The 20,709-nt window shown below is 64.2% G+C and carries 17 protein-coding genes; 9 read left to right on the top strand and 8 right to left on the bottom strand.

The window, feature by feature from the left end; genetic code table 11:
* Positions 1-6: 6 nt before the first annotated feature.
* Both U2H20_RS10205 and ubiE read right to left on the bottom strand, forming a co-directional pair.
* Positions 7-1,056, bottom strand: a complete 1,050-nt coding sequence (locus tag U2H20_RS10205; protein WP_430592178.1) for a polyprenyl synthetase family protein — start codon at positions 1,054-1,056, stop codon at positions 7-9.
* Positions 1,028-1,783, bottom strand: a complete 756-nt coding sequence (gene ubiE / locus U2H20_RS10200) for a bifunctional demethylmenaquinone methyltransferase/2-methoxy-6-polyprenyl-1,4-benzoquinol methylase UbiE (protein WP_430592177.1) — start codon at positions 1,781-1,783, stop codon at positions 1,028-1,030. The genes U2H20_RS10205 and ubiE overlap by 29 nt, the downstream gene beginning before the upstream one ends.
* A gap of 54 nt (positions 1,784-1,837) precedes the next feature.
* Here ubiE and U2H20_RS10195 point away from each other — a divergent pair, with 54 nt between their 5' ends.
* Positions 1,838-3,061 carry an isochorismate synthase gene (locus U2H20_RS10195; protein WP_430592176.1) on the top strand — a complete coding sequence of 408 codons (1,224 nt, stop codon included), beginning with the start codon at positions 1,838-1,840 and terminating at the stop codon, positions 3,059-3,061.
* Between the two features lie 226 nt (positions 3,062-3,287).
* Positions 3,288-3,935, top strand: a complete 648-nt coding sequence (locus U2H20_RS10190; RefSeq protein WP_430592175.1) for a hypothetical protein — start codon at positions 3,288-3,290, stop codon at positions 3,933-3,935.
* Between the two features lie 47 nt (positions 3,936-3,982).
* On the opposite strand, the gene U2H20_RS10185 is transcribed toward U2H20_RS10190, so the two are convergent.
* The 4 genes from U2H20_RS10185 to U2H20_RS10170 are packed head-to-tail and all read right to left on the bottom strand — an operon-like array spanning position 3,983 to position 7,320.
* On the bottom strand, positions 3,983-4,840 hold the full coding sequence (locus U2H20_RS10185) for a polyphosphate kinase 2 family protein (protein ID WP_430592174.1): 858 nt from the start codon (positions 4,838-4,840) through the stop codon (positions 3,983-3,985).
* Between the two features lie 39 nt (positions 4,841-4,879).
* On the bottom strand, positions 4,880-5,113 hold the full coding sequence (locus tag U2H20_RS10180) for a hypothetical protein (protein WP_430592173.1): 234 nt from the start codon (positions 5,111-5,113) through the stop codon (positions 4,880-4,882).
* 9 nt (positions 5,114-5,122) lie between these two features.
* On the bottom strand, positions 5,123-6,814 hold the full coding sequence (gene menD, locus U2H20_RS10175) for a 2-succinyl-5-enolpyruvyl-6-hydroxy-3-cyclohexene-1-carboxylic-acid synthase (protein WP_430592172.1): 1,692 nt from the start codon (positions 6,812-6,814) through the stop codon (positions 5,123-5,125).
* Positions 6,811-7,320, bottom strand: coding sequence for a PLDc N-terminal domain-containing protein (locus tag U2H20_RS10170; protein ID WP_430592171.1), 510 nt, complete (start codon positions 7,318-7,320; stop codon positions 6,811-6,813). The genes menD and U2H20_RS10170 overlap by 4 nt, the downstream gene beginning before the upstream one ends.
* A gap of 107 nt (positions 7,321-7,427) precedes the next feature.
* Between U2H20_RS10170 and U2H20_RS10165 the strand changes: the two genes are divergently transcribed.
* Positions 7,428-7,775 carry a DUF4229 domain-containing protein gene (locus tag U2H20_RS10165; RefSeq protein WP_430592170.1) on the top strand — a complete coding sequence of 116 codons (348 nt, stop codon included), beginning with the start codon at positions 7,428-7,430 and terminating at the stop codon, positions 7,773-7,775.
* A 135-nt stretch (positions 7,776-7,910) separates the two neighbouring features.
* Here U2H20_RS10165 and U2H20_RS10160 read toward each other — a convergent pair whose 3' ends face one another.
* Positions 7,911-8,933 (bottom strand): 1,4-dihydroxy-2-naphthoate polyprenyltransferase, encoded by a 1,023-nt coding sequence (locus U2H20_RS10160; RefSeq protein ID WP_430592169.1) that lies wholly within the window; start codon positions 8,931-8,933, stop codon positions 7,911-7,913.
* A gap of 139 nt (positions 8,934-9,072) precedes the next feature.
* Here U2H20_RS10160 and U2H20_RS10155 point away from each other — a divergent pair, with 139 nt between their 5' ends.
* Genes U2H20_RS10155 through U2H20_RS10140 form a run of 4 tightly spaced genes read left to right on the top strand, consistent with a single transcriptional unit; the run spans position 9,073 to position 14,266 of the window.
* Entirely contained in the window at positions 9,073-11,271 is a 2,199-nt protein-coding gene (locus U2H20_RS10155) for an HtaA domain-containing protein (RefSeq protein ID WP_430592168.1), read from the top strand.
* A complete protein-coding gene (locus U2H20_RS10150; protein WP_430592167.1) occupies positions 11,268-12,383 on the top strand; it encodes a heme/hemin ABC transporter substrate-binding protein in 1,116 nt (371 codons plus the stop codon). Before U2H20_RS10155 ends, U2H20_RS10150 begins: the two co-directional genes overlap by 4 nt.
* A 9-nt stretch (positions 12,384-12,392) precedes the next feature.
* Entirely contained in the window at positions 12,393-13,484 is a 1,092-nt protein-coding gene (locus tag U2H20_RS10145) for a FecCD family ABC transporter permease (RefSeq protein WP_430592166.1), read from the top strand.
* On the top strand, positions 13,481-14,266 hold the full coding sequence (locus tag U2H20_RS10140; protein ID WP_430592165.1) for a heme ABC transporter ATP-binding protein: 786 nt from the start codon (positions 13,481-13,483) through the stop codon (positions 14,264-14,266). The genes U2H20_RS10145 and U2H20_RS10140 overlap by 4 nt, the downstream gene beginning before the upstream one ends.
* Before the next feature lie 97 nt (positions 14,267-14,363).
* On the opposite strand, the gene U2H20_RS10135 is transcribed toward U2H20_RS10140, so the two are convergent.
* Positions 14,364-17,951, bottom strand: a complete 3,588-nt coding sequence (locus U2H20_RS10135) for a proline dehydrogenase family protein (RefSeq protein ID WP_430592164.1) — start codon at positions 17,949-17,951, stop codon at positions 14,364-14,366.
* A 149-nt stretch (positions 17,952-18,100) separates the two neighbouring features.
* Between U2H20_RS10135 and U2H20_RS10130 the strand changes: the two genes are divergently transcribed.
* Together U2H20_RS10130 and putP are read left to right on the top strand one after the other, a co-directional pair.
* Positions 18,101-19,027 carry a LysR family transcriptional regulator gene (locus U2H20_RS10130; protein WP_430592163.1) on the top strand — a complete coding sequence of 309 codons (927 nt, stop codon included), beginning with the start codon at positions 18,101-18,103 and terminating at the stop codon, positions 19,025-19,027.
* A 146-nt stretch (positions 19,028-19,173) separates the two neighbouring features.
* Entirely contained in the window at positions 19,174-20,700 is a 1,527-nt protein-coding gene (gene putP, locus U2H20_RS10125) for a sodium/proline symporter PutP (RefSeq protein WP_430592162.1), read from the top strand.
* Positions 20,701-20,709: the final 9 nt, after the last annotated feature.

The following is a 20,709-nucleotide window of genomic DNA, read 5'->3' as shown; positions in this document are numbered from 1 at the left end:
CTTTGTTCAGGCGCGTCGTTCGACGACGCTCTCTGCAAACTTGGTCAGACCGCGGCGCACAGGGCCTACGGGAAGTGGTTCGAGGGCTGCGAGCGCTCGCTGCTGCCAGCGCTCGGCTTCACGTCGCGTCGCCGCCGTCGCCTCGTGATCGGCGAGTGCAGCAACAGCGCTGCGGAAGGTTTCGTCTTCACTTGAGTTCGTGAGCGACCGCACGAGCGCTGAGTCGTCGCCCTCCTGCTGGCGCAGGAGCAGCAGCGGCAACGTCGGCACGCCCGCACGCAGGTCGTTGCCTGCGTCTTTACCGGTGTCGTTCGTCAGATCGAGATCGATCACGTCGTCAACGAGTTGGAAGGCGACTCCGATCGCTTCGCCGTAGGCACGCAACGGTGCGCGGTACGCAGGGTCGGAGTTCGAAAGGAGGACGCCGAGCTCTGCGGAAGCGGCAATGAGCGAGCCGGTCTTGTCTTGCAGCACGCCGATGTAGTGCTCGACGGGATCGGCATCACCCGGGCCGAGCGTCTCGCGCATCTGTCCGAGGCAAAGGCGTTCAAAGGTTTGCGCCTGGATCCGCGCAGCCTCGAGACCGAGCGGTGCGAAAAGGTTTGCGGCGCGAGCGAACAGCAGGTCACCTGCGAGGATCGCTACCGAGTTCCCCCACACTGTGTGCGCACTCGGGACGCCACGACGCGTTGCCGCTTCGTCCATGACGTCGTCGTGGTACAGGCTCGCGAGGTGCGTGATCTCAATGGCGGCTGCGGCGTCGATCACCGGGTTCGTGACACCGTCGCCGAGCTGCGCTGCGAGCAGCACGAGCATGGGTCGGACGCGCTTTCCACCGGCCTCGGTGAGGTAGCGGGTTACCCCGTCCACGACGGGGTCAGCGAACTGGGCGTGCGTCGTGATGCGCTGCTCGACGAGGTCGAGGCCGTCCTCGAGGGAGCGCAGGGATCGGCGCTCCTCGGGAGTGCTGAAGAGTCGGTCGGTGAACCCGAAGGCTTCCGCGACACGAACGGTGTCTCGTGCCACCTTAATTTCCTGTCTGCTTTGTCTCTTCATCGAACGAGACCTGCTCCATTTGCATGGTCTGCTCGGTTGGCTTGCGACCACGGTGCAGCGCAACGACGCCGAACGTCAGGTTTCGGTGTGCGACCCGCGTGAAGCCTGCGGTTCGCAACCACTTGCTGAGACTCTGCTGGTCCGGCCATTCCTCAATCGAATCGACCAGGTACTCGTAGGCTTCTGGGTTCTTCGTGATGAGCTTGGCGATGTGCGGCATGAACTTCTTGATGTACGCAGAAGACCCGGAGCGAATCAGTGCAATCGGAGGCTTTGAGAATTCACAGATGTGGACTCGGCCGCCCGGCTTCAGGACACGGAAGAACTCGCTGAGCGCGAGGTGTGGATCCTGCACGTTTCGGAGACCGAAGGAAATGGTGACGGCATCGAAGGATCCCGACTCGAAGGGCAGATCTTCAGCGCTGCCCTCGATGAATTCGAGTTCGGGGTGGCGCTGCTTGCCGACTTCGATCATTCCCGCGGAGAAGTCGAGCGCGGTGACGAACGCCCCTGCCTTGGCCATTGGAGCGCCTGATGCGCCGGTCCCTGCCGCGACGTCGAGGATGCGTTCCCCCGGAAGCGGGTTGACCGCTCGCGTCATTTGGAGTCGCCAGAGTCGGTCGTTGCCGACCGCCAGGACCGAGTTCGCGATGTCGTATCGCGATGCGGTCTGGTCGAACATGCCAGCGATCTCTTCTGGCTCTTTGTCCATTCCTGCCTTGCTCACACCATCGATTCTAGAGTGCGAGCAATGCGCGTGGATGAGTCGTAGGCTTCGACAGTGAGAGATTTGCCTCGACTGACCGCAACCACGCATGCCATTTCGCGACCAGATCTCTTCGCACTTCTCCAACGTCAAGCCCCGCTCGCCTTCATGCGCGGCTCCGACGGGGTGATCGGAATCGGGACGGCCTTTCGCGCCGACTTCTCTGGCGCCGACAGGATTCTCGACGCAGCTTCGACGTGGGACTCGCTGTGCGATCAGAGCCAGGAGAACGGCGATTACGACACCCCTGGAACGGGGCTCACGGCGTTTGGAGCGATGAGCTTCGCCTCGGACTCGTCCGCCAAGAGCACACTCCTCGTTCCAAAAGTGGTCGTCGGGACGCGCGGTGACTTCCACTGGATGACAAAGGTCCAAATCGCAGGAGAAGCCGCGCCGGCAGAACCGCAGGCGACGCCTCTGCAGTCACGACCGCAACTCGAGCTCGTACCCGGAAGCATCGGACCGGAGGCCTACACCGCGGCAGTCGCAGCCGCGGTGTCGGCAATCACTTCTGGCCAAGCGGAAAAGCTCGTCATCGCCCGCGACCTCAGCGCACGCTGGCCCGCTGACGCCGATCTTCGCGCCGTACTGCGGTCGCTGAACAGCTCGTATCCCACTGCGATCACCTACGCCGTCGACGGTGTGTTCGGAGCGACGCCCGAGACGCTCGTGCGCGCCGAACACGGGGAGTTCCACGCGCGCGTGCTCGCGGGCACCGCTGCCCGGAATCACCAGGGACAGTCACGTGCTGAACAGGAACTCGTGACCAATCTGAAGAACCAACGCGAACACGCCTTCGCCGTTGACAGCGCAGTCGACGCGCTCGCGGGGCTCATCGACGTCCGACCCGAGGGCCCGTTCGTCCTGGAGCTCCCGAACGTGCTGCACCTGGCGACCGACCTGCGCGGCACGATGGCGCAGACTCGCATGCTCGACCTGGTGAACGCGCTGCACCCGACGGCCGCAGTCGCCGGGACGCCGCGAAGCCGGGCACTCGAACTCATCCAGTCCATCGAGCAAATCGACCGGCGACGATACGCAGGACCAGTCGGCTGGATGGATTCGCGCGGCAACGGCGAGTGGGCAATTGCGCTTCGCGGTGCCGAGTTGCACGAAGGTCGGGTTCGCGCCTTCGCAGGAGCCGGAATCGTCGCCGACAGCGATCCGCAGGAAGAGCTCACCGAGACGGCGGCGAAGTTCCGACCGATTCTCGGAGCGCTCGGCCGAGCGTTCGAATAGGCGATTCGCGCAAGGTCGCGCCCCTCGGCGAAGCAGAAGGCTTTCGCGCGAGATCTCTCCGCGAGGCTTGAATCCAGCGCATTTCGTGCGCTGAAACTCCGACGTCCACGTCAAATTCAGTAGTCGACAACAAAGTTCAGTGGCGGCACGCCCTGGGCCCGGTGGACACCATTTTTCGGCGCCCGTAGCGTTTTTCTATGGAGTTTCCGAGCCCGAGAACGGACGCATGACCTTAACGACGCAACTGCAGCACGTGTGCATTCTGGTGACGAGAGAGACGGAAGCCAAGTTTGGCAATCGCCCCTGGTCGCTCGACCAGATTCGCACCGCCTGCGCGAAGACCGTTGCAGTGGAACACCCCGAGACCTTCGGGGTTGTCACCTCGCTCCTGAACTACCGCGACTCGCGAGCACTCGCACCGAATCCGCTCGAAAGCCCCGAAGAGGCACTGCAAGCCGCGTTCGGACCGAGCTGGAAGCTGGTGTGCGCGGTGTACGGCGCTGCGGTTTTGCTCACTCCACGGCAAGCCGCCTCGATCATCGCCCTGCACCGAGAGCAGGCCGAAAGTCACGGCGCCTTGGCGCGATCGATTCGGCTTGCAGAGGCGTCGCTGCGCGATGCCTTCGAGAGCACGCAACTGCGCGACTGCGCGGCCCGCTCTGCAAACCTCGCGTTCACCTACTTCGCTCCGACTCGCGTGAATGACAACGCCGAGCAGCTTCGCCTCGCGGCTGCGCTTTCGCAAACAAAACAGGCCGTTGCGGTGTCGCACAACATCGGGAACGGCGAGTTCACCCGCGAACGCTTCGATGCGCTCACCGCCCCTTGGGTCAGCACGATGGGGAAATTCTCCCGGTTGCCCCTCGCGGCGTAGCCCCGGCGAGTCGTACAAGTTCGAATCTGTGCGTCTCGCGCTGCGCTTTACTCCGCGCTGCCGATCGCGCCGAGTTCGAGGAGCCTGGCACGCTCATGTGCAACGTCGAAATCCGCCTCTGGCCATTGCGGGTTGATGCGCTCGAGCGCCTCGATGACGAGCGACTGCACGGCCAGCCTCGCGAACCATTTTCTGTTCGCGGGCACCACGTGCCAGGGTGAGATCGGCGTCGCCGTTCGCTCGATCGCGATCTGGTACGCCTCCTGATAGGCCTCCCAGTGCTCGCGCTCATCGATATCGCCCGGGTTGAACTTCCAGTGCTTCTCCGGCCGGTCGAGGCGTTCGAGCAGCCGCTCGCCCTGCTCCTCTTTACTGATGTGGAGCATGGCTTTCACGACCTGGATCCCGTTTTCGGCGAGCGAAGCCTCGAAATCCTGGATGATCCCGTACCGCTCTTCGATCTCCGCTGGCGTTGAGAGTCCGCGCACCCGGTGAATGAGCACGTCTTCATAGTGCGAACGATCGAAGACGCCGATCATGCCGGGACCAGGCAACTCCCGTCTGATTCGCCACAAGAAGTCGTGCGCGAGTTCTTCTTTCGTCGGTGATTTGAACGCGTGGATCTGCACACCCTGCGGGTCGACCGCGCCGACGACGTGACGGAGAATTCCGCCCTTGCCGCTCGTGTCCATTCCCTGCAGAACCAGCAGCACGCGATCGCTCGCGCCGATCCGGCTCGCTGCAAAGAGTTTTTCCTGCAGTTCAGCGAGGTGCTCGGTGCGTTCTTCCAGGAGCGCCCGACCCTCGGACTTCTTCCCGGTGAAGCCGGGAGTCGCATTCGGGTCGTGGTCAGCAAGTGAAAACTCTGGGCCGGTAACTCGGAGCGCGTCAGCAATGGAATCCATACGCCAGTGTACCGAGCAGCATCTGGCCGATCGAGGTGTTTACTGCATCAGGCGCTGGAGCCTGCGATGCATCTCCAGCATCGCGTCGTTCTCGATTCGCGCATCGTCAGAGTCACCGCTCGCCATCACCGCCGCGATCCAGGTGCGATCTGCATCGAGACCTTGCGAAGCGTCCGAGCCGACGTCTCCGTGCCCTGGAACAACGCTGGCTGCGAGTGCCGCAAAGGGTGCGAGGGCGATCTCTTGCGCACGATTGTTCACCCGGAGGCGCACTGCCCTCGCCTAGAGGACGACTTCGACGATGCCGGGCTCCGCGGTGGTGAGTGCTCGTTCCAGCGAGGCATGGTCGACAACCTTCGTGTACGACCAGCCATACGCTGCGGCGAGCGCCGAGAGCTCGACCGCTTGCGGCGTGAACTGCACCCTTCGGAAATCCGCGGGATCGGCTGATTTCGCGACTTCGAGCCCCGCAAAAATACCGCCGCCCAGGTCGTTGCCGACGATGATCTGCAGGCGCGGCAATGCTTCACCCTCTGGAATCGCGAGACCGCTCGCATCGTGCAGGAAGGTGAGGTCGCCCATGAGGGCGCGAGTCGTTCCCCCGAGTTCTGCACGATCATGCGCGAGAGCGATACCAATCGCTGTGGAAACGGTGCCGTCGATGCCGGCGAGTCCACGGTTCGAGTGCACGGTGATCGGTTTCCCCTGCACGTTGAGGTCGGTATCGCGAATGAGCTGCGAGGCTCCGAGCACGAGTCGATCATGAGGCCATGTGTGCTGCCAGAGCGCTCGGGCCAGGCTGGCGCGAGTGACCGCGGCGCGAGCAGCGCTCAATTCTGCGCGAGCGAATTCTGCACGCGGGAGCTCGGGATTCGGCGCGGCAGGCGAAGACGCAATGGCCCGCGCCTCCGCGAGTGCCCGGCTCTGCGTGACCCAGCGTCCAACCCAGGCTCGGTGCCAGGGCCCAGGTGGCTCGGCGACTTCGGGAAACTCTTCGAGCACCGTTCCCGCATGCTCTTCTCCACCGTGCGGGACGACGAGCACCGTGATGTCGCTGCGCCGAATGAGTGCAACGACGGGCCGTGCGAGCGTGACATGCCCCACGACGACGACTCGAGTGATCTCCTCGGCAAGTTCACTCGCGAGCAACTCGCTTGCTTCGACGACCAGGTTCGGCCCGAAACGGGCGTTCGAACTCGGTTCCGCAATGAGGGGCGCGCCGAGGGCGTAGGCGAGCGCCTCGGCGCGCGGTCCCGCGTCTGCACCGGCGACAACGATGGTGCCGGGCTCGGCATGGATCACCGGCGGTGCTGCGCTGAACTCGTCCGCGACGACCGCAAGATCGGTGCTCCATTCGTCGGCCGCGTGCTCAGATCCGAACGCGTCGATCTCCGAGCGGGCGTCGTCGAGTTCGACGACACCCGAGAGTGGTTCGCGGAATGGAATGTTGCAGTGCACGGGTCTGCCGATGACGCCAGAGGCTCTGCGTTGCGCGGCACGCATGACCGCGCGCGCGTCGGCGAAGGGGTCGGAGTCGGCATCGCGCTCGACCTGCGCACTCGAGGCGACCAGGGTTTCGACGCCGCCGAAGATTCCTCGTTGCACCGTGGTCTGGTTCGACCGAATACCGAGCATCTCGGGCGGTCGGTCGGCGCTCAGCACCAGCATCGGAATGTCAGAGTGGTGTGCTTCCAGAATCGACGGGTGCAAATTCGCGACCGCGGTTCCGCTCGTCACGATCACGGCAACGGGTCGGGCGCTCTCTCGGCTGAGGCCGAGTGCGAGGAAGCCAGCGGTCCGCTCGTCGGTCCTGACGTGCACGTGCAGTTCGGGTGTCGAGCGCTCCAGTTCGATTGCTGCGAGCGCAAGCGATTGCGAACGACTTCCTGGGCAGACGACGATGTCGTGGACACCGAGCGCTGCGAGCGCACCGAGAAAACGGATCGAGTATTCGGAGGCTCCGAACGCGGTCATCCCCCGGCGCCGGGCTTGTCATCGGAATCACGGTGCGATTCCGAACCCGGTGTCGGGCTACTGTCGATGTCTCGAGGTTGAACCGGCGGCACGGTGTCGTCGCCGTTGGTCTGCGTCTCATCGTCGTGGACTGCAGCCTCGCCCTCGGCAGCGGTCACGATCTCGTCTCCTGGCTTCTGGGCCTTCGGGTCGAGAGGCTCATCGTCGAGCGCTTTGAGCTGCTCTTCGAGTTCGCGGATCCGACGGTCGGTTTCTTCGTCATCGGCGCGCTTCTTCGGCGCGAAGTCGGTGCGATCTTCTGGACCTTCTGGGCGGAATTGCGTGCGAGGCAGCTTGCCCCACGTCAACCAGGCGAGCGGACCGATCACTGGCACGAAAGGGATGAGGACCACCCACAGAATTCGGTTGAGCTTTCGGATCCGACGATCATCGGTTGTTGTCAGGTCAACAAGCGCATAGATCATCATCACAAGCGCGAGCACTATTCCGATGATGACAAATCTCATGCCCCTAGGGTACAAGGCGGATCGCAGGCGTAGGCGCCTCGTTGAGCGCCATCAGCGAACGATTTGGTCCCGAATCGGGCGCGATGCGACGCGGTAGGCTGCAAGGCATGAAGGCGGTCTTCGTATATTCCCTCTGGCGCACACTCCTCTTCCTCGTCCCGTTCACCATTCTGATGATCGCGAACGTGGCGTGGTACGTGTCTCTCCCCGTGGCGCTGCTCTTCGCATTCAGCGCCTCATACGTGTTTCTCCGCCGCCAGCGCGACGCCGCGGCGGCCTCGCTCGCCCGCCAGCGAGCAACGAAAACGACGAAGGACGACGACGCCGAGGATTCGGTGCTCGACGGTGTCGATGCCGAAGCGTCAGCGCACCCTGCGGTCGATGCGAATGAGCCATTCGGCGTGATCGACGAGCAGGCTTCTTCCCGTGAGCGGAAGAGTCCCCCGACGATCTAAGGGTGTCGCACAGCCCCGGCACACGCTCGGCCTGTGTTCCACGTTCGGGCTGTGTTCCACGTTCGGCCTTTGCTCTACGCTCGGACGGTTCTCCACATCCGGCGTTCGCGTTGCGTCAGCGAACGCAGCCGACCGTTACGGCGTTGGGACCGGTGTCTGGTCGGGGATCACAGGCGCCTGGAATCCGAAGACCCCACCCCAGATCGCGATCGCCAAACCGATTCCGTAGATGAGCGAGGTCAACGAGGTGAGGGTGAGCGCGAGAACGTAGTCTTTCGCGCTCCGACCGAACAGGACGATCAGCACGGCCGGTCCCGCGAGCAATGCCGAGAAGAAGACATAGCCCCCGAACGCGAGTGCGAGCGAGTAGAGCCAAAGCACGACGAAGGGTGCGGTCACCAGGATCGCGAACAGAATCTTCGACGCACGGAGGCCGATGAAGGTCGCGAGGGTGCGCTTCCCGACGAAGCGGTCTCCGTCGATGTCGCGGATGTTGTTCACGAGCAGAATCGCGGCGGCGAAACAGCCGAGCGCGCCACCGAGCCAGAGCGAATCCTCGGTCACGCGGCCGATTTGCGCCCAGGTCGTTCCGGCGGTCGCCACGATTCCGAAGAACAGGAACGCCATCAGTTCGCCAAGACCCATGTAGCCGTACGGGCGCTTGCCACCGGTGTAGAACCAGGCGGCGAGAATGCAGACGGCTCCGATCGCGAGCAGCCACCACTGCATGGTCCAGACCGTGAGCGCGAGGCCTGCGAGCGCTGCGATCACGAAGCATGCGATCGCAACCCGCTTGACGAGCGCGGGTTCGGCGAGCCTGCCGCCGGTCAGACGTGCTGGTCCGGAGCGGGTGTCGTCGGTGCCGCGGATGCCGTCGGAGTAGTCGTTCGCGAAGTTCACGCCGATCTGCAGGAACAGTGCGATTGCGAGGCACAGGAGCGCTTTACCGAGGTGCCAGCCCGCAACGTTGAATGCCGCCGCGGTGCCGAGCGCGACGGGCGTGATCGACATGGTGAGGGTGCGTGGCCGGGCGGCGCCGATCCAATCGCGGGCGGTCGCCTTTCGGCCGACGACGGTTTCACGTTGCTCCCGATTTCGGGCGCCTCGTTTCGCCGTGCTCTGTGCTCCACGTTTGGTCTGTTTTTTACGATCCGCCACGATTAGCGAGTGTATCTGCCGCGGACTGCGTGTTCGCTGGCCGGAACTTCGTCGTTGTACGAATGGAATTGTGTGAGTAAGGTAAGCCTTACCTAACACTGCAAGATGCAGTGGCATGACCTTTCACCAGGAGAAACTCATGGATCGAACTGCGCCGAAAATCGGCCGCTCAGCCATCGCGTTTGCACTGACCCTCATGCTCGTCCTCGCCGGACTCATCGGCGTCGCGTTTGCACCGAAGGCTTCAGCAGCAGAGCAAAACGTCACATCCGGCACCCTCGACTGGGGCCTTCGTGGATCGTTCGTGACGTACATTCAGCAGCCGTGGGCCGGCGGCGCCATCACAATGTCAGACGGCCTCCAGCGCACCGGCAACGTGTTCAACTGGAGCGGAGGCACGGGCACTGCAGACACTGCGACGCCCTCTGCGCTCGTCGGATTCCCGGGAACAGTTCACTTCACCGCGCACAACGGTGCTCTCGACCTCACCGTCAGCGACGTCCGTGTCCGCATCGATTCGGCGACCGCCGGAACGATCGTGGTGGACGCCTCGAGCGCGGCCATGGACGGAAGCGGCATCCAGACCTGGAACGACATCGACATGGCCTCCTTCGTCATCCCCGAAGGCGCTGTCAGCGGAGACACCATCACCGTCGCCAACGCTCCCGCGGTGTTCACTGCAGTGGGCGCCGAGCCCTTCGGATCGAGCTACAACCCCGGCGATCCAGTCGAACCGGTGAGCTTCACGCTCCAGCTCGCGCCCGTTGTCACCCCCGAGCCCTCGACGCCAGCTCCATCTGAGCCTGTCGAGACGCCAGGGCCTTCGACCCCTGCGCCGAGCGAACCCGTCGTGACGCCAGAGCCATCGACCCCGGCACCTTCTGAGCCAGTCGTCACGCCAGAGCCATCAACGCCCGCTCCGAGCAACCCTGCGCCGAGCACGCCGGCCGTGACCCCGCCACCGGCACCGGAAGCATCAGCACCTACGACCGAAACCGGCCTCGCAACGAGCAACGGTTCGCTCAGCTGGAACATTAAGACGTCGTTCCGCAACTACGTTGGTGGCCCGATTGCTCGTGGCGCTGTCACCGTCAACGGAGTCACCGCGAACGACGCGAGCTTCGACTGGGCTGGCGGCATCGGCACTGCTGACGCGGCGAGCAACACTGCGACCGTCCTGTTCCCCGGCGAAGTTCGATTCTCCGGCCACTCGGGAGCGCTCGACTTCGTAATCAGTGACGTTCGCCTCCGCATCGACTCTGCAACGCAGGGCACGATCGTCGCGAACATCGTCTCGAAGGAATTCACAGGCATGGCTCCAGGCGCACCCCAGGGTGAGTACGCGATCTTCGACTCGGTCGAGTTCGCGACCGTCTCGCTCGACAACGTGAACATCCGCGAGGGCCAAATCTCGATCGCGAACGCTCCGGCAGTGCTCACTGACGCTGGTGCCGCAGCATTCGGCGGCTTCTACGAAGCCGGTACCGACCTCGATCCGATCAACGCTGCGTTCACACTCGCACTCGTTGAGAACCCGACCGTCCCGGTTGTCACCCCGCCCGTGACGCCAGGAACGACGCCTCCCGCAGTGGAGAACCCAGCCGTCGACAACGGCGGAAACAACGGAGGCGTCGACAACGGTGGCGTCGCTGCACCAGCAGGCACTCCGGCAGCAACCCCGATCGAGACCTGCGCCGCGGTCAGCGTCAGTGGCGCAACCCTCAACTGGGGAGTCCGCAGTTCGTTCCGGAACTACATCTCCGGCGGCATCGCCAACGGAGGCTGGACCACGAGCGGCAACATCACTGACGTCTCCGGCGGTTGGGCCTGGAGCGGCGGCACGGGCAGCATCAACACCGACACGATGACCGGAACGGTCCGCTACGCGGGAACCTTGCAGTTCACGGGCCACAACGGCGCGCTCGATCTGAAGATCAGCAACGTCCGCATCAAGATGAACAGCGCCTCGAGCGGCTACCTCATCGCTGATGTCGTGTCGAAGTCGATGGACGGAACCACCGGAACCTACAACGGCATCAACTTCGCTTCGCTGAGCTTCTCGGCAAGCAGCACTGGCGGATCGATCTCGGTCACCGGTGCGGGTGCGACGCTGACCGCTGCTGGTTCACAAGCCTTCGCCGGGTTCTACAGCGCAGGCGAAGCACTCGACACTCTCGCCTTCAGCTTCCCTCTGGGCGGCGAAGTGGAGTGCTCCTCTGCTGCTGGAACCCTGCCGAAGACCGGCGCCGACATGGAGCTCGCGCTTCCGATCGCAGGAGCACTCCTCTTGCTCCTCGGATTCGGATTCGCACGCTTCCGTCGTGCGCAGGAACTGTGAGGCGCCACTCCGCTGCACGGATAGCCCTCGCTGCGGCGCTCTCGCTGGTCGTCTTGACCAGCGGGTGCGCCGCATCCGGCGTTCCGGCTCCGAGCAGCAGCACCTCCTCCACGACGAGCGCCTCGTCGACCCCACCGACAGAATCCGCAACGGAGGCTCCGGCGCTCTCCGTGCCGGACCCCCGTACGATCACGGGCCCGTCGACTGCCGCACAGGTTGACGAGATCACCCCGGTCGGCGCGACACCGACCCCCGTGCTTCCCGTGACCCTCACGGGCGAGGACGGCGTGAGCGTCGAGATCACCGACGTCTCACGGCTCCTCGCACTCGATCTCTACGGAACCCTCGTCGAAACGGTCATCGGGCTCGGTCTGGTCGATAACCTCGTGGGCCGTTCCATCTCGAACAGCGAGACGGCGATCGCTGATCTCCCCGTCGTGACGCAAAACGGCCACGAGTTGAATGCGGAAGCGATCCTGAGCCTCCAACCGACGTTCGTGATCATGGACACCACGATGGGCCCGCCCGAAACGCCGCAGCAACTCCGTGATTCCGGTGTCCCCGTGCTGCTGGTGAGCTCTGAGCGCGGCATCGATCTCATCACCGAGCAGATCGAGATGGTCGCTTCAGCGCTCGGCGTCGTCGAGCAGGGAGCGCTCCTCGTCGAGCGATTCGAGCGTGAACTCGAGGTCGCGAACGAATACGTCGCCGCTGTCACCGAGGGATTCGACCCCGTCCGTATGGCGTTCGTGTACGTGCGCGGGACCGGCAGTGTGTTCTTCGTCATGGGCAAGGGCTCCGGCGGCGATGACCTCATTGCTGCGATCGGAGGCGAAGACGCAGCGACCTCAGCCGGAATGAACGACATCGTGCCGGCGAGCGCCGAAACCCTCCTGGTCATGAACCCGGAAGTCCTGCTCACGATGACCGGTGGACTCGAATCGACCGGCGGGCTCGAGGGCTTCCTCAAGCGACCGGGAGTCTCGGACACCACGGCCGGCCAGAATCAGCGCGTGGTCGATATGAGCGACGGCCAGGTGCTCTCCTTCGGGCCGAGTTACCCGGCGGTGCTCATCGCATTGACCGACGCCGTCTACCAACCCACCTCCTAAGGAACACTTGTGAGTGCTCAGCCACTTGGCCGCTTTACCGCTGCGGTCGCAGCGACCGAGGCGACCCCGCGTCGACGACGCAGGGTCGCTCCGGTCGCGCTCGCACTGATCGTGGCACTGTGCGTGACGGCGTTCGCCTCACTGCTGCTCGGCCAGTATTCGCTGAGCCTCCCGGAGATCCTGCAGTCCTTCGGGCGTCGCCTCGGCCTGGTCGAAGCCGATCCGAGCATGCACCTCAACGACGGTGCGCTCTGGAATGTCCGGATTCCCCGCATCATGCTCGGTCTACTCGTCGGCGCAGCGCTCGCCACCGCGGGCAGCATCACCCAGGGCCTGTTCGGGAACCCGCTGGCCGAACCCGGAGTCATCGGTATCACCGCCGGTGCCGGCGTCGGCGCAGCAATTGCGATCGTGTTCGGCGCGGCGGGGACGCTCACGTTCCTCGTGCCAGCGGCCGCCTTTGCCAGCGGGATCCTCACGACCATGCTCGTGTGGATCCTCGCGGCGTCGATCCGCGGCTCCACGACACTCGTGCTGGTGCTCGTCGGAATCTCGATCAACGCGGTCGCTGGCGCCGCATCATCGCTCGTCATCTTCCTCGCCGACAGCACGAGTCGCGAGGCGATCGTGTTCTGGCAACTCGGTTCGTTGAATGGTTCGACCTGGCAGATCTTCGGCCCGGTCGCGATCACCGTGCTCATTGGGCTCGCTTGGGCGATGACCCTCAGCCGCGGACTCGATTCGCTCGCAATCGGCGAGCGCGCTGCAGTGCACACGGGGCTTTCGCTCCGCCGCTTCAGGATTCAAGCGATTCTCTGTGCCGCACTCTTAACGGCAGGTGCCGTGGCAGCGGCGGGCGTGATCGGGTTCGTCGGGCTCATCGTGCCGCACCTGCTGCGACTCCTCGTCGGGCCCAGGCAGTCGCTGATCCTCCCGCTCTCGGCACTCGGCGGAGCACTGCTCATCGCACTCAGCGACCTCGGCGCCCGCACGCTCATTCCCTTCACGGATCTTCCGATCGGCGTATTTACGGCCGTGATCGGCGGGCCCGTCTTCTTCATCCTGCTCCGCACCAGGCTGCGCCGCGGAGGGATCGCATGACGCGCATCACTGCTCACTCCATCAATTTCTCGATCGAGGGCACGCCGATCCTGCGGGACGTGTCACTCACCGCGACAGCCGGCACGGTCACGGTGCTGATCGGACCGAACGGGAGCGGGAAGTCGACGCTGCTCGGGATCCTCGCGGGCGACCTCGATCCCGACTCCGGCTCGGTGCACTTTGACGATGCGACGCTTTCGAGTTTTACGCCCGCAGAGGCTGCCCGCCGCCGGAGCGTCCTCGCGCAGGAGAATCCAGTCGCCTTCGACTATCCCGTCACCGAGATCGTCGCGCTCGGCAGACGGCCCTGGCGGGACATCGAGGGCGCCGCGGAGCGTGCAGCGATCGTGCACGACGCGCTCCAAGAAACGGAGTCGAGCAAGAACGCGGGCCGCACGATCCTCGGCCTCTCCGGTGGCGAGCGTGCACGCGTGCAACTCTCTCGGGTGCTCGCGCAAGACACGAGCGTCATGTTCCTCGACGAACCCACGGCAGCGCTCGACCTCCGCCATCAGGATGCGACGCTCCGGATCGCTCGTGAAGTCGCTCGCGCAGGGGGCACCGTCGTCGTCGTGCTCCACGACCTCGATGCGGCGCTCACGATCGCGGATCACGTGATCCTCCTGCAGCACGGCGAAGTTGCCGCCGCCGGGCCACCGGCAACGATCACCGCCGAGCTGCTCGAATCGGTCTACCACCACCCCGTCGACATCGTGCGACACCCCGTTCACGGCGGCATCCTCGTGCTCCCACGGCGCACCTGGGCGAACACCGCGCACTGACACAGACGCTAGGAGGGCTCCGCACCACGTGGTGCGGAGCCCTCCTCATTGCTCGACGGTGGCCGTACGCCAATTCTCTCTGTATTGAGTGCGTCGCCTACAGCAGCTCGTCGCTGAGGTGGTTCGGTGTGCCGAAGCGGTGTGCCGTCACCGAAATTGCCTGCTCACGCAAGAAGGTGAGCAGCTCGATACGACCAGAGGCGACCACTGGATTGCCGTAGAACGCAATGTCGGGCTTCCCATCGACCGCTGCCGCTGCCTCTTGCAGCGACTCGTGGATCAGTCGGACACGGTGCCCAGCGTGGGGGCCGTCCTGCGCAGCCAACTGCGAGAGACGACGCTTCCAGTCTGCGTCTTCTTCGTGGTGCACGCTGATCCCGCGCTCTTCGAGCACGTGACGAAGATTGTTCGGCACTGGCGTCGCACTCGAGAACGTCACGGGCGCTGCAGTCGGAGTGGCGGAGTGCGCGTCGTGTCGCGCCAGGATGCCAGCACCGAGCACACGGAGCACCTCAACCAGGGCTCGCTCGTCAGCCGCCCCAGCGCCGAGACGAACCGTCACCGGCAGCGGCCGGTAACGGAAGACGTTGCGCTCTGCACGCAATCCGCTGACGTCCTTGGCGACACCGAACTCGCGGTCCCACCAGCTTGCGTCATCGAGCAGTGCGGTCTGCAGCCAGTGCAGGTTTTCTTCGCTGACACTCGCGTCCTTTGCGAACGAAACGAGTGCCGCGTTGGCGCCGGAGAGCGGACGCTCCTCAGTCGAACGCTTCTCGAGCGGTGCGTTCTCCCATGCCCCGAGGCCCACGAGGTAGTTCGGACCGCCGGCCTTCGTTCCAGCGCCGACCGCCGACTTCTTCCAGCCGCCGAACGGCTGACGGCGAACGATCGCGCCCGTGATTCCACGGTTGACGTACAGGTTGCCCGCATCGATCTTCGCGAGCCACGGCGCGAGTTCGCTCGGATTCAGGGAGTGGAGCCCGGAGGTGAGGCCGAAGTCGATCTCGTTGACCATGGCGATGGCCTCGTCGAGCGTCTTCGCGGTCATCACGCCGAGGATCGGACCGAAGTACTCGGTCTTGTGGAATTCGCTGCCGCGCTTGACGCCGTAGCGAACGCCGGGACTCCAAAGCTTGCCGGAGTCATCGAGCTGCTTCGGACGGATCGCCCATGCTTCGCCGTCGCCGAGGGTCGTGAGGCCGCGCAGCAGCTTGCCCTCCGCGGGCTCGATGACCGGTCCCATCTGCGTGCCCGGGTCGACGGGGTAGCCGACCTGCAGGGAACGAACCGCGTCGAGCAGCTGGTTCTTGAAACGGCGCGATTTCGCGACCGAGCCGACGAGGATCACGAGAGAAGCGGCGGAGCACTTCTGGCCCGCGTGACCGAAGGCCGATTGTGCGACATCGCGCGCAGCAAGGTCGAGGTCTGCAGACGGGGTGACGATGATCGCGTTCTTCCCGGAGGTTTCCGCCAGCAGTGGCAGATCCTTGCGGAACGAGCGGAAGAGTTCCGCGGTCTCGTAACCGCCGGTGAGGATCAGACGATCAACCGCGGGGTGCGCGACGAGCGCGGTGCCGAGCGTGCGATCTGCGACCTGCACGTACTGCAGAACGTCGCGGCTGATCCCAGCCTCGTCGAACGCCTCCCAAATGGCCTCCACCATCTCGGCGCCGCAACGACGCGCCTGCTTCGCGGGCTTGATCACCACGGCCGAGCCCGCAGCAAGTGCCGAGAGCACGGAGCCCGCAGGGATCGCGACGGGGAAGTTCCACGGCGGAGTCACGACGGTGAGCGTCGAGGGCACGAAGCGTGCACCATCGACCGAGTCGAGTTCGACTGCGAGTTCTGCGTAGTAGTGCGCGAAGTCGATTGCCTCGGAGACTTCAGGGTCAGACTGGTCGAGCGTCTTGCCGCACTCGCTCGCCATGACTTCCAGCAGCGTCGCGCGTCGAGCTTCGAGCCGGACACCCGCGCGGTGCAGCACTGCCGCACGCTCGGTGCCCGAGAGCGCTCCCCAGGACTTCGCGGCAGTCGTTGCCGTCGTCATGATCTCGCCGAGCTCGTTCTCGTTCTTGATGACACTCGAATCCGCGAGCTCGATACCGAGCGTCGACGCGGGAACGCGCTCGAGGATCTCGCGACCCCAGGCACGGTTGGCCGGGAGGTCAGGATCGGTGTCGGGGGTGTTCTGGAAATTCGCAACAGGACCGAGCCCTGCGTGGTCGCCCTTGCGGCCGGATTCGACCTGCGCGAGGACCGCCTGGAGCTCCTGCTCGGCTTCGAAGGCGCTGCGATTCTGATCACGGTTCGGTGGTGGCACCGAGCCGTCGAGGTCTGCGAGCGAAGCAAGGAACCGCTGCTTCTCGCGCTCGAACAACGCCTCGTTCTTTTCGAGTTCGAACACCGCCGACATGAAGTTCTCCGTGCTGGCGCCTTCTTCGAGTCGGCGGATCAGATATGCGATCGCGACGTCGAATTCGTTCGGGTGCACGACGGGCGTGTAGAGCAACAAGGAACCGACGTCCTTGCGGACTGCCTCTGCCTGTGCGGTCGCCATGCCGAGGAGCATTTCGAACTCGATGCCGTCTGCTGCGCCTCGTTCTTTCGCGAGGAGCCAGGCAAGGGCGATGTCGAAGAGGTTGTGGCCGGCGACGCCGAGTCGCACGTTCTTCACGCGTTCCGGGTGCAGCGCATAGTTCAAGACGCTCTTGTACGAGGTGTCGCTTGCCTGCTTGCTGTGCCAGGTCGCGAGCGGCCAGCCGTGAATGTCGGCTTCCATGACCTCCATCGGCAGGTTGGCGCCCTTGACGAGACGGACCTTGATCGGGGCTCCACCGTTTGCGACGCGGTCGGCCGACCACTCCTGCAGGTGCATCATGGCGCTCAAGGCATCCGGCAGGTACGCCTGCAGCACGATGCCCGCCTCGAGGTCCTTGAACTCAGGGGCCGAGAGAAGCTTCGTGAAGACCGCGATCGTGAGGTCGAGGTCTTTGTACTCCTCCATGTCGAGGTTGATGAACTTGTACTTCGGGCTCTGCTTCGCGATCCGGAACAACGGCGCGAGCTCGTCGGCGATGTGCTCGACAGCCTCGTCGAAGGCCCAGTGATTGTGTGGTGCAACCGTCGAGGAGACCTTGATCGAGACGTAGTCGACATCGTCGCGTTCGAGCAGCTTCTTCGTGCCGGCAAGGCGGCGGTCTGCTTCGCCCTTGCCGAGAATTGCTTCGCCGAGCAGATTGATGTTGAGCCGGACGCCTTCGCGGCGCAGCTTCGCGATCGATCCGCCGAGCTTCGAGTCGGTTGCGTCGACGATGAGGTGCCCGACCATTTTGCGGAGCACCTTCCGGGCGATCGGAATCACGACACCGGGCGCAACCCGAGAGGTGAGCCCGCCGAGTTCGATGGCGCGGCGCATGTACCAGGGCAGGAATGCGGGGGCCTTTGCGGCAATGGTGCTGAGGTTCGCTGCAGCGACCGAGAGGTCTTCGGGGCGGACGACGCCATCGACGAAGCCGACCGTGAAGTCGAGCCCGCTCGGGTCCTTGAGGACTCCTGCGAGCTGTTCGCCAGAAGCATCGACCGGAGCGTGTGAGGCTTCTGTGAGCCAGCGGCGCACGAGCGCGACCGCCTCGTCGGCAAGCTGCGCCGGGATGGCGTGTTCTGTGGTGTTCGCCGGGTTCGTCATGCGTGCGCGCTCCTTCGAGAGTCCCGAGCGATCCATGCAGGCGACTTCGCCCGCAAACGCTCTCCCCTTATGAATACATTGCGACAGTTCTTTCGGTAAAGCGCGATTTTCCGATGATTAAGATGAAGGAAAACCGAAAGGTGGCGTTCGTGCCGAAACAAGCTCCGTCGATCGACGTAAAACGGCTCAGACTGCTGCGAGAACTCAGCACCCGGGGCACGATCTCCGCAGTCGCCGAGGCGCTCAACTTCAGCCCGTCCTCGGTCTCACAACAGCTCGCCACGCTCGAGCGAGAGGCGAAAGTCGAACTGATTCGCAAGAGCGGTCGAGGGCTCCAGCTCACGCACGAAGGCGAGGTCCTCGTTTCGCACGCGAGCGAGATCTTCGCCGCAATCGAACGCGCCGAGTCGGCGCTCGCTGCAACGCTCCCGGAAGTCACCGGGACCGTCCGGCTCGCGGTGTTCCAAACCGCAGCGCTCGCGCTGCTTCCGCGAATGCTCCACTCTCTGCGCGAACTCCACCCTCTCGTCCGAGCAATCGTCGTGCAACGAGAGCCAGAGACAGCTCTTCGCGAGACCTGGGCGAGGGACTTCGACCTCGTCGTCGCGGAGCAGTACCCGGGCCACGCGGCCCCGCATTACGAGGAACTCGACCGGCAGCCGCTCGTCCGCGACCGTATCCGACTCGCAGTCGCGGAGCACAGCGACATCAGCGCATTCGCCAAGGTCACGACCCTGCAGGATGCAGCAGCACTGCCCTGGGTCATGGAGCCGAGCGGTGCCGCGTCACGGCATTTCGCCGAGCAGGCGTGCAGGAGCGCCGGATTCGAGCCCGACGTCCGATACGAGACGGCGGACCTCCAGGCGCACGTGCAACTGGTCGAATCCGGCAACGCGGTCGCGCTCCTGCCCGACCTCGTCTGGGCCACTCGCAGGGCCGCTGTGAAGGTGCACGATTTGCCCGGCAAACCAGAGCGAGAACTCTTCACCGCGCGACGCCATGCGAGCGAGAACAACCCTGCGACTCGCGCTGTTCGGGAGGCGCTCGAACTCGCCGCAAAATCACTCCGACATTGAGCAATTTGTCAATCTTCTTGTTGTAACGAAACGGTCACAAGATTCGATGAACGTTCGTTTCCCCTGTCATACTTCTGGGCGTCCAGCGCCGGCTCTCGCTCTTCAGTGGGAACGCGTCATCACCACAAGTTCCCGGAGGGGCTTCTTTGACTGAGCAAACATTCCAGCTCATTGCCATCGCTGTGTATTTCGCAGCGATGCTCGCAATCGGTTTCTACGCATATCGCAAAACCACCGACCTCGACGACTACATGCTCGCCGGTCGCAAACTGAAGCCGAGTACAGCAGCGCTTTCTGCCGGCGCATCCGATATGTCCGGATGGCTCCTCATGGGTCTGCCCGGAGCAATCTACGTTTCAGGTCTCGTCGAAGCATGGATCGCCATCGGCCTCACGATCGGGGCATGGCTCAACTGGAAGTTCGTCGCTCCACGCCTACGCGCGTACACCGAAGTGTCGAACAACTCCATCACGCTGCCGAGCTTCTTCGAGAACCGCCTGAAGGACAAGTCGCGGGCCCTCCGAATTACCGCGAGCTTGATCATTCTCATCTTCTTCACCTTCTACGTGTCCTCCGGCATGGTCGCCGGTGGCGTGTTCATGGAGGCATCCTTCGGCACTGACTACATTTGGGGCTTCGCGCTCGTCGCCGGAATCACCCTGATCTACACGCTCTTCGGCGGATTCCTCGGCGCCTCGCTCACGGACGTCGCACAGGGCCTCCTCATGCTCGCCGCGCTCGTGGCCGTGCCGATCGTCACGATCGTCACGATGGGCGGCTGGGGCCCGACGCTCGAAGCCATCAACGCCGCCGATGCTGCGTTCAACGCCAGCGCCGCTGCGGGAGATGAACTCAACCGCACTTCATTGATCTTCGGTGGAACCCTCATGGGCATCCTCTCCGCCGCCGCATGGGGTCTCGGCTACTTCGGTCAGCCGCACATCATCGTGCGGTTTATGGCACTCCGTTCAGCAGCTGACGCGAAGGTCGGCCGCCGTATCGGTATCGGCTGGATGGTCCTCGTCGCCGGTGGCGCGATCCTGACCGGTCTCATCGGTGTCGGCTACTTCTACCTCAACGACGAAACCCTCGCGAACCCCGAGACCGTGTTCCTGCGCCTGTCGCAGATCATGTTCCACCCGCTCGTGGCAGGTCTCGTCCTCGCCGCCGTGCTCGCAGCGATCATGTCGACCGTCTCCTCGCAGCTCATCGTCTGCTCCTCGGCGCTCGTCGAAGACATGTACAAGCTCGTCGGAAAAGAAGCGTCAGCGAAGAAGCAGGTCATCCTCGGCCGCCTCGGTGTGCTCGCGGTTGCACTCGTTGCCGGAATCCTCGCGATCAGCCCGAACGACACGATCCTCGGTCTTGTCGGGTTCGCCTGGGCAGGCTTCGGTGCCGCGTTCGGCCCCGTCATCCTGCTCTCGCTGTTCTGGAAGAAGCTGACCAGCATGGGCACGATCGCCGCAATGATCACCGGTACCGTCGTCGTCTTCGTCTGGGGCAACATCGATGCGCTCAAGAACACGATGTACGAAATCGTGCCGGCGTTCGCGCTCGCACTCATCGTCGCGATCGTCGTCTCGAAGCTCACGTACAAGCGTGACGACAGCATCGAAGCAGAGTTCGAAGAGATGTCGAAGCAGGCTGTTGCGCCCGCAGAGGCACGCTCCTAACACCTCGCT

The organism is Humidisolicoccus flavus, from assembly GCF_045689595.1.
Taxonomy (GTDB): Bacteria; Actinomycetota; Actinomycetes; order Actinomycetales; family Microbacteriaceae; genus Humidisolicoccus; species Humidisolicoccus flavus.
The sequence above is the reverse complement of the archived record's forward strand: the minus strand, read 5'-3'. Positions and strand labels throughout refer to the sequence as shown.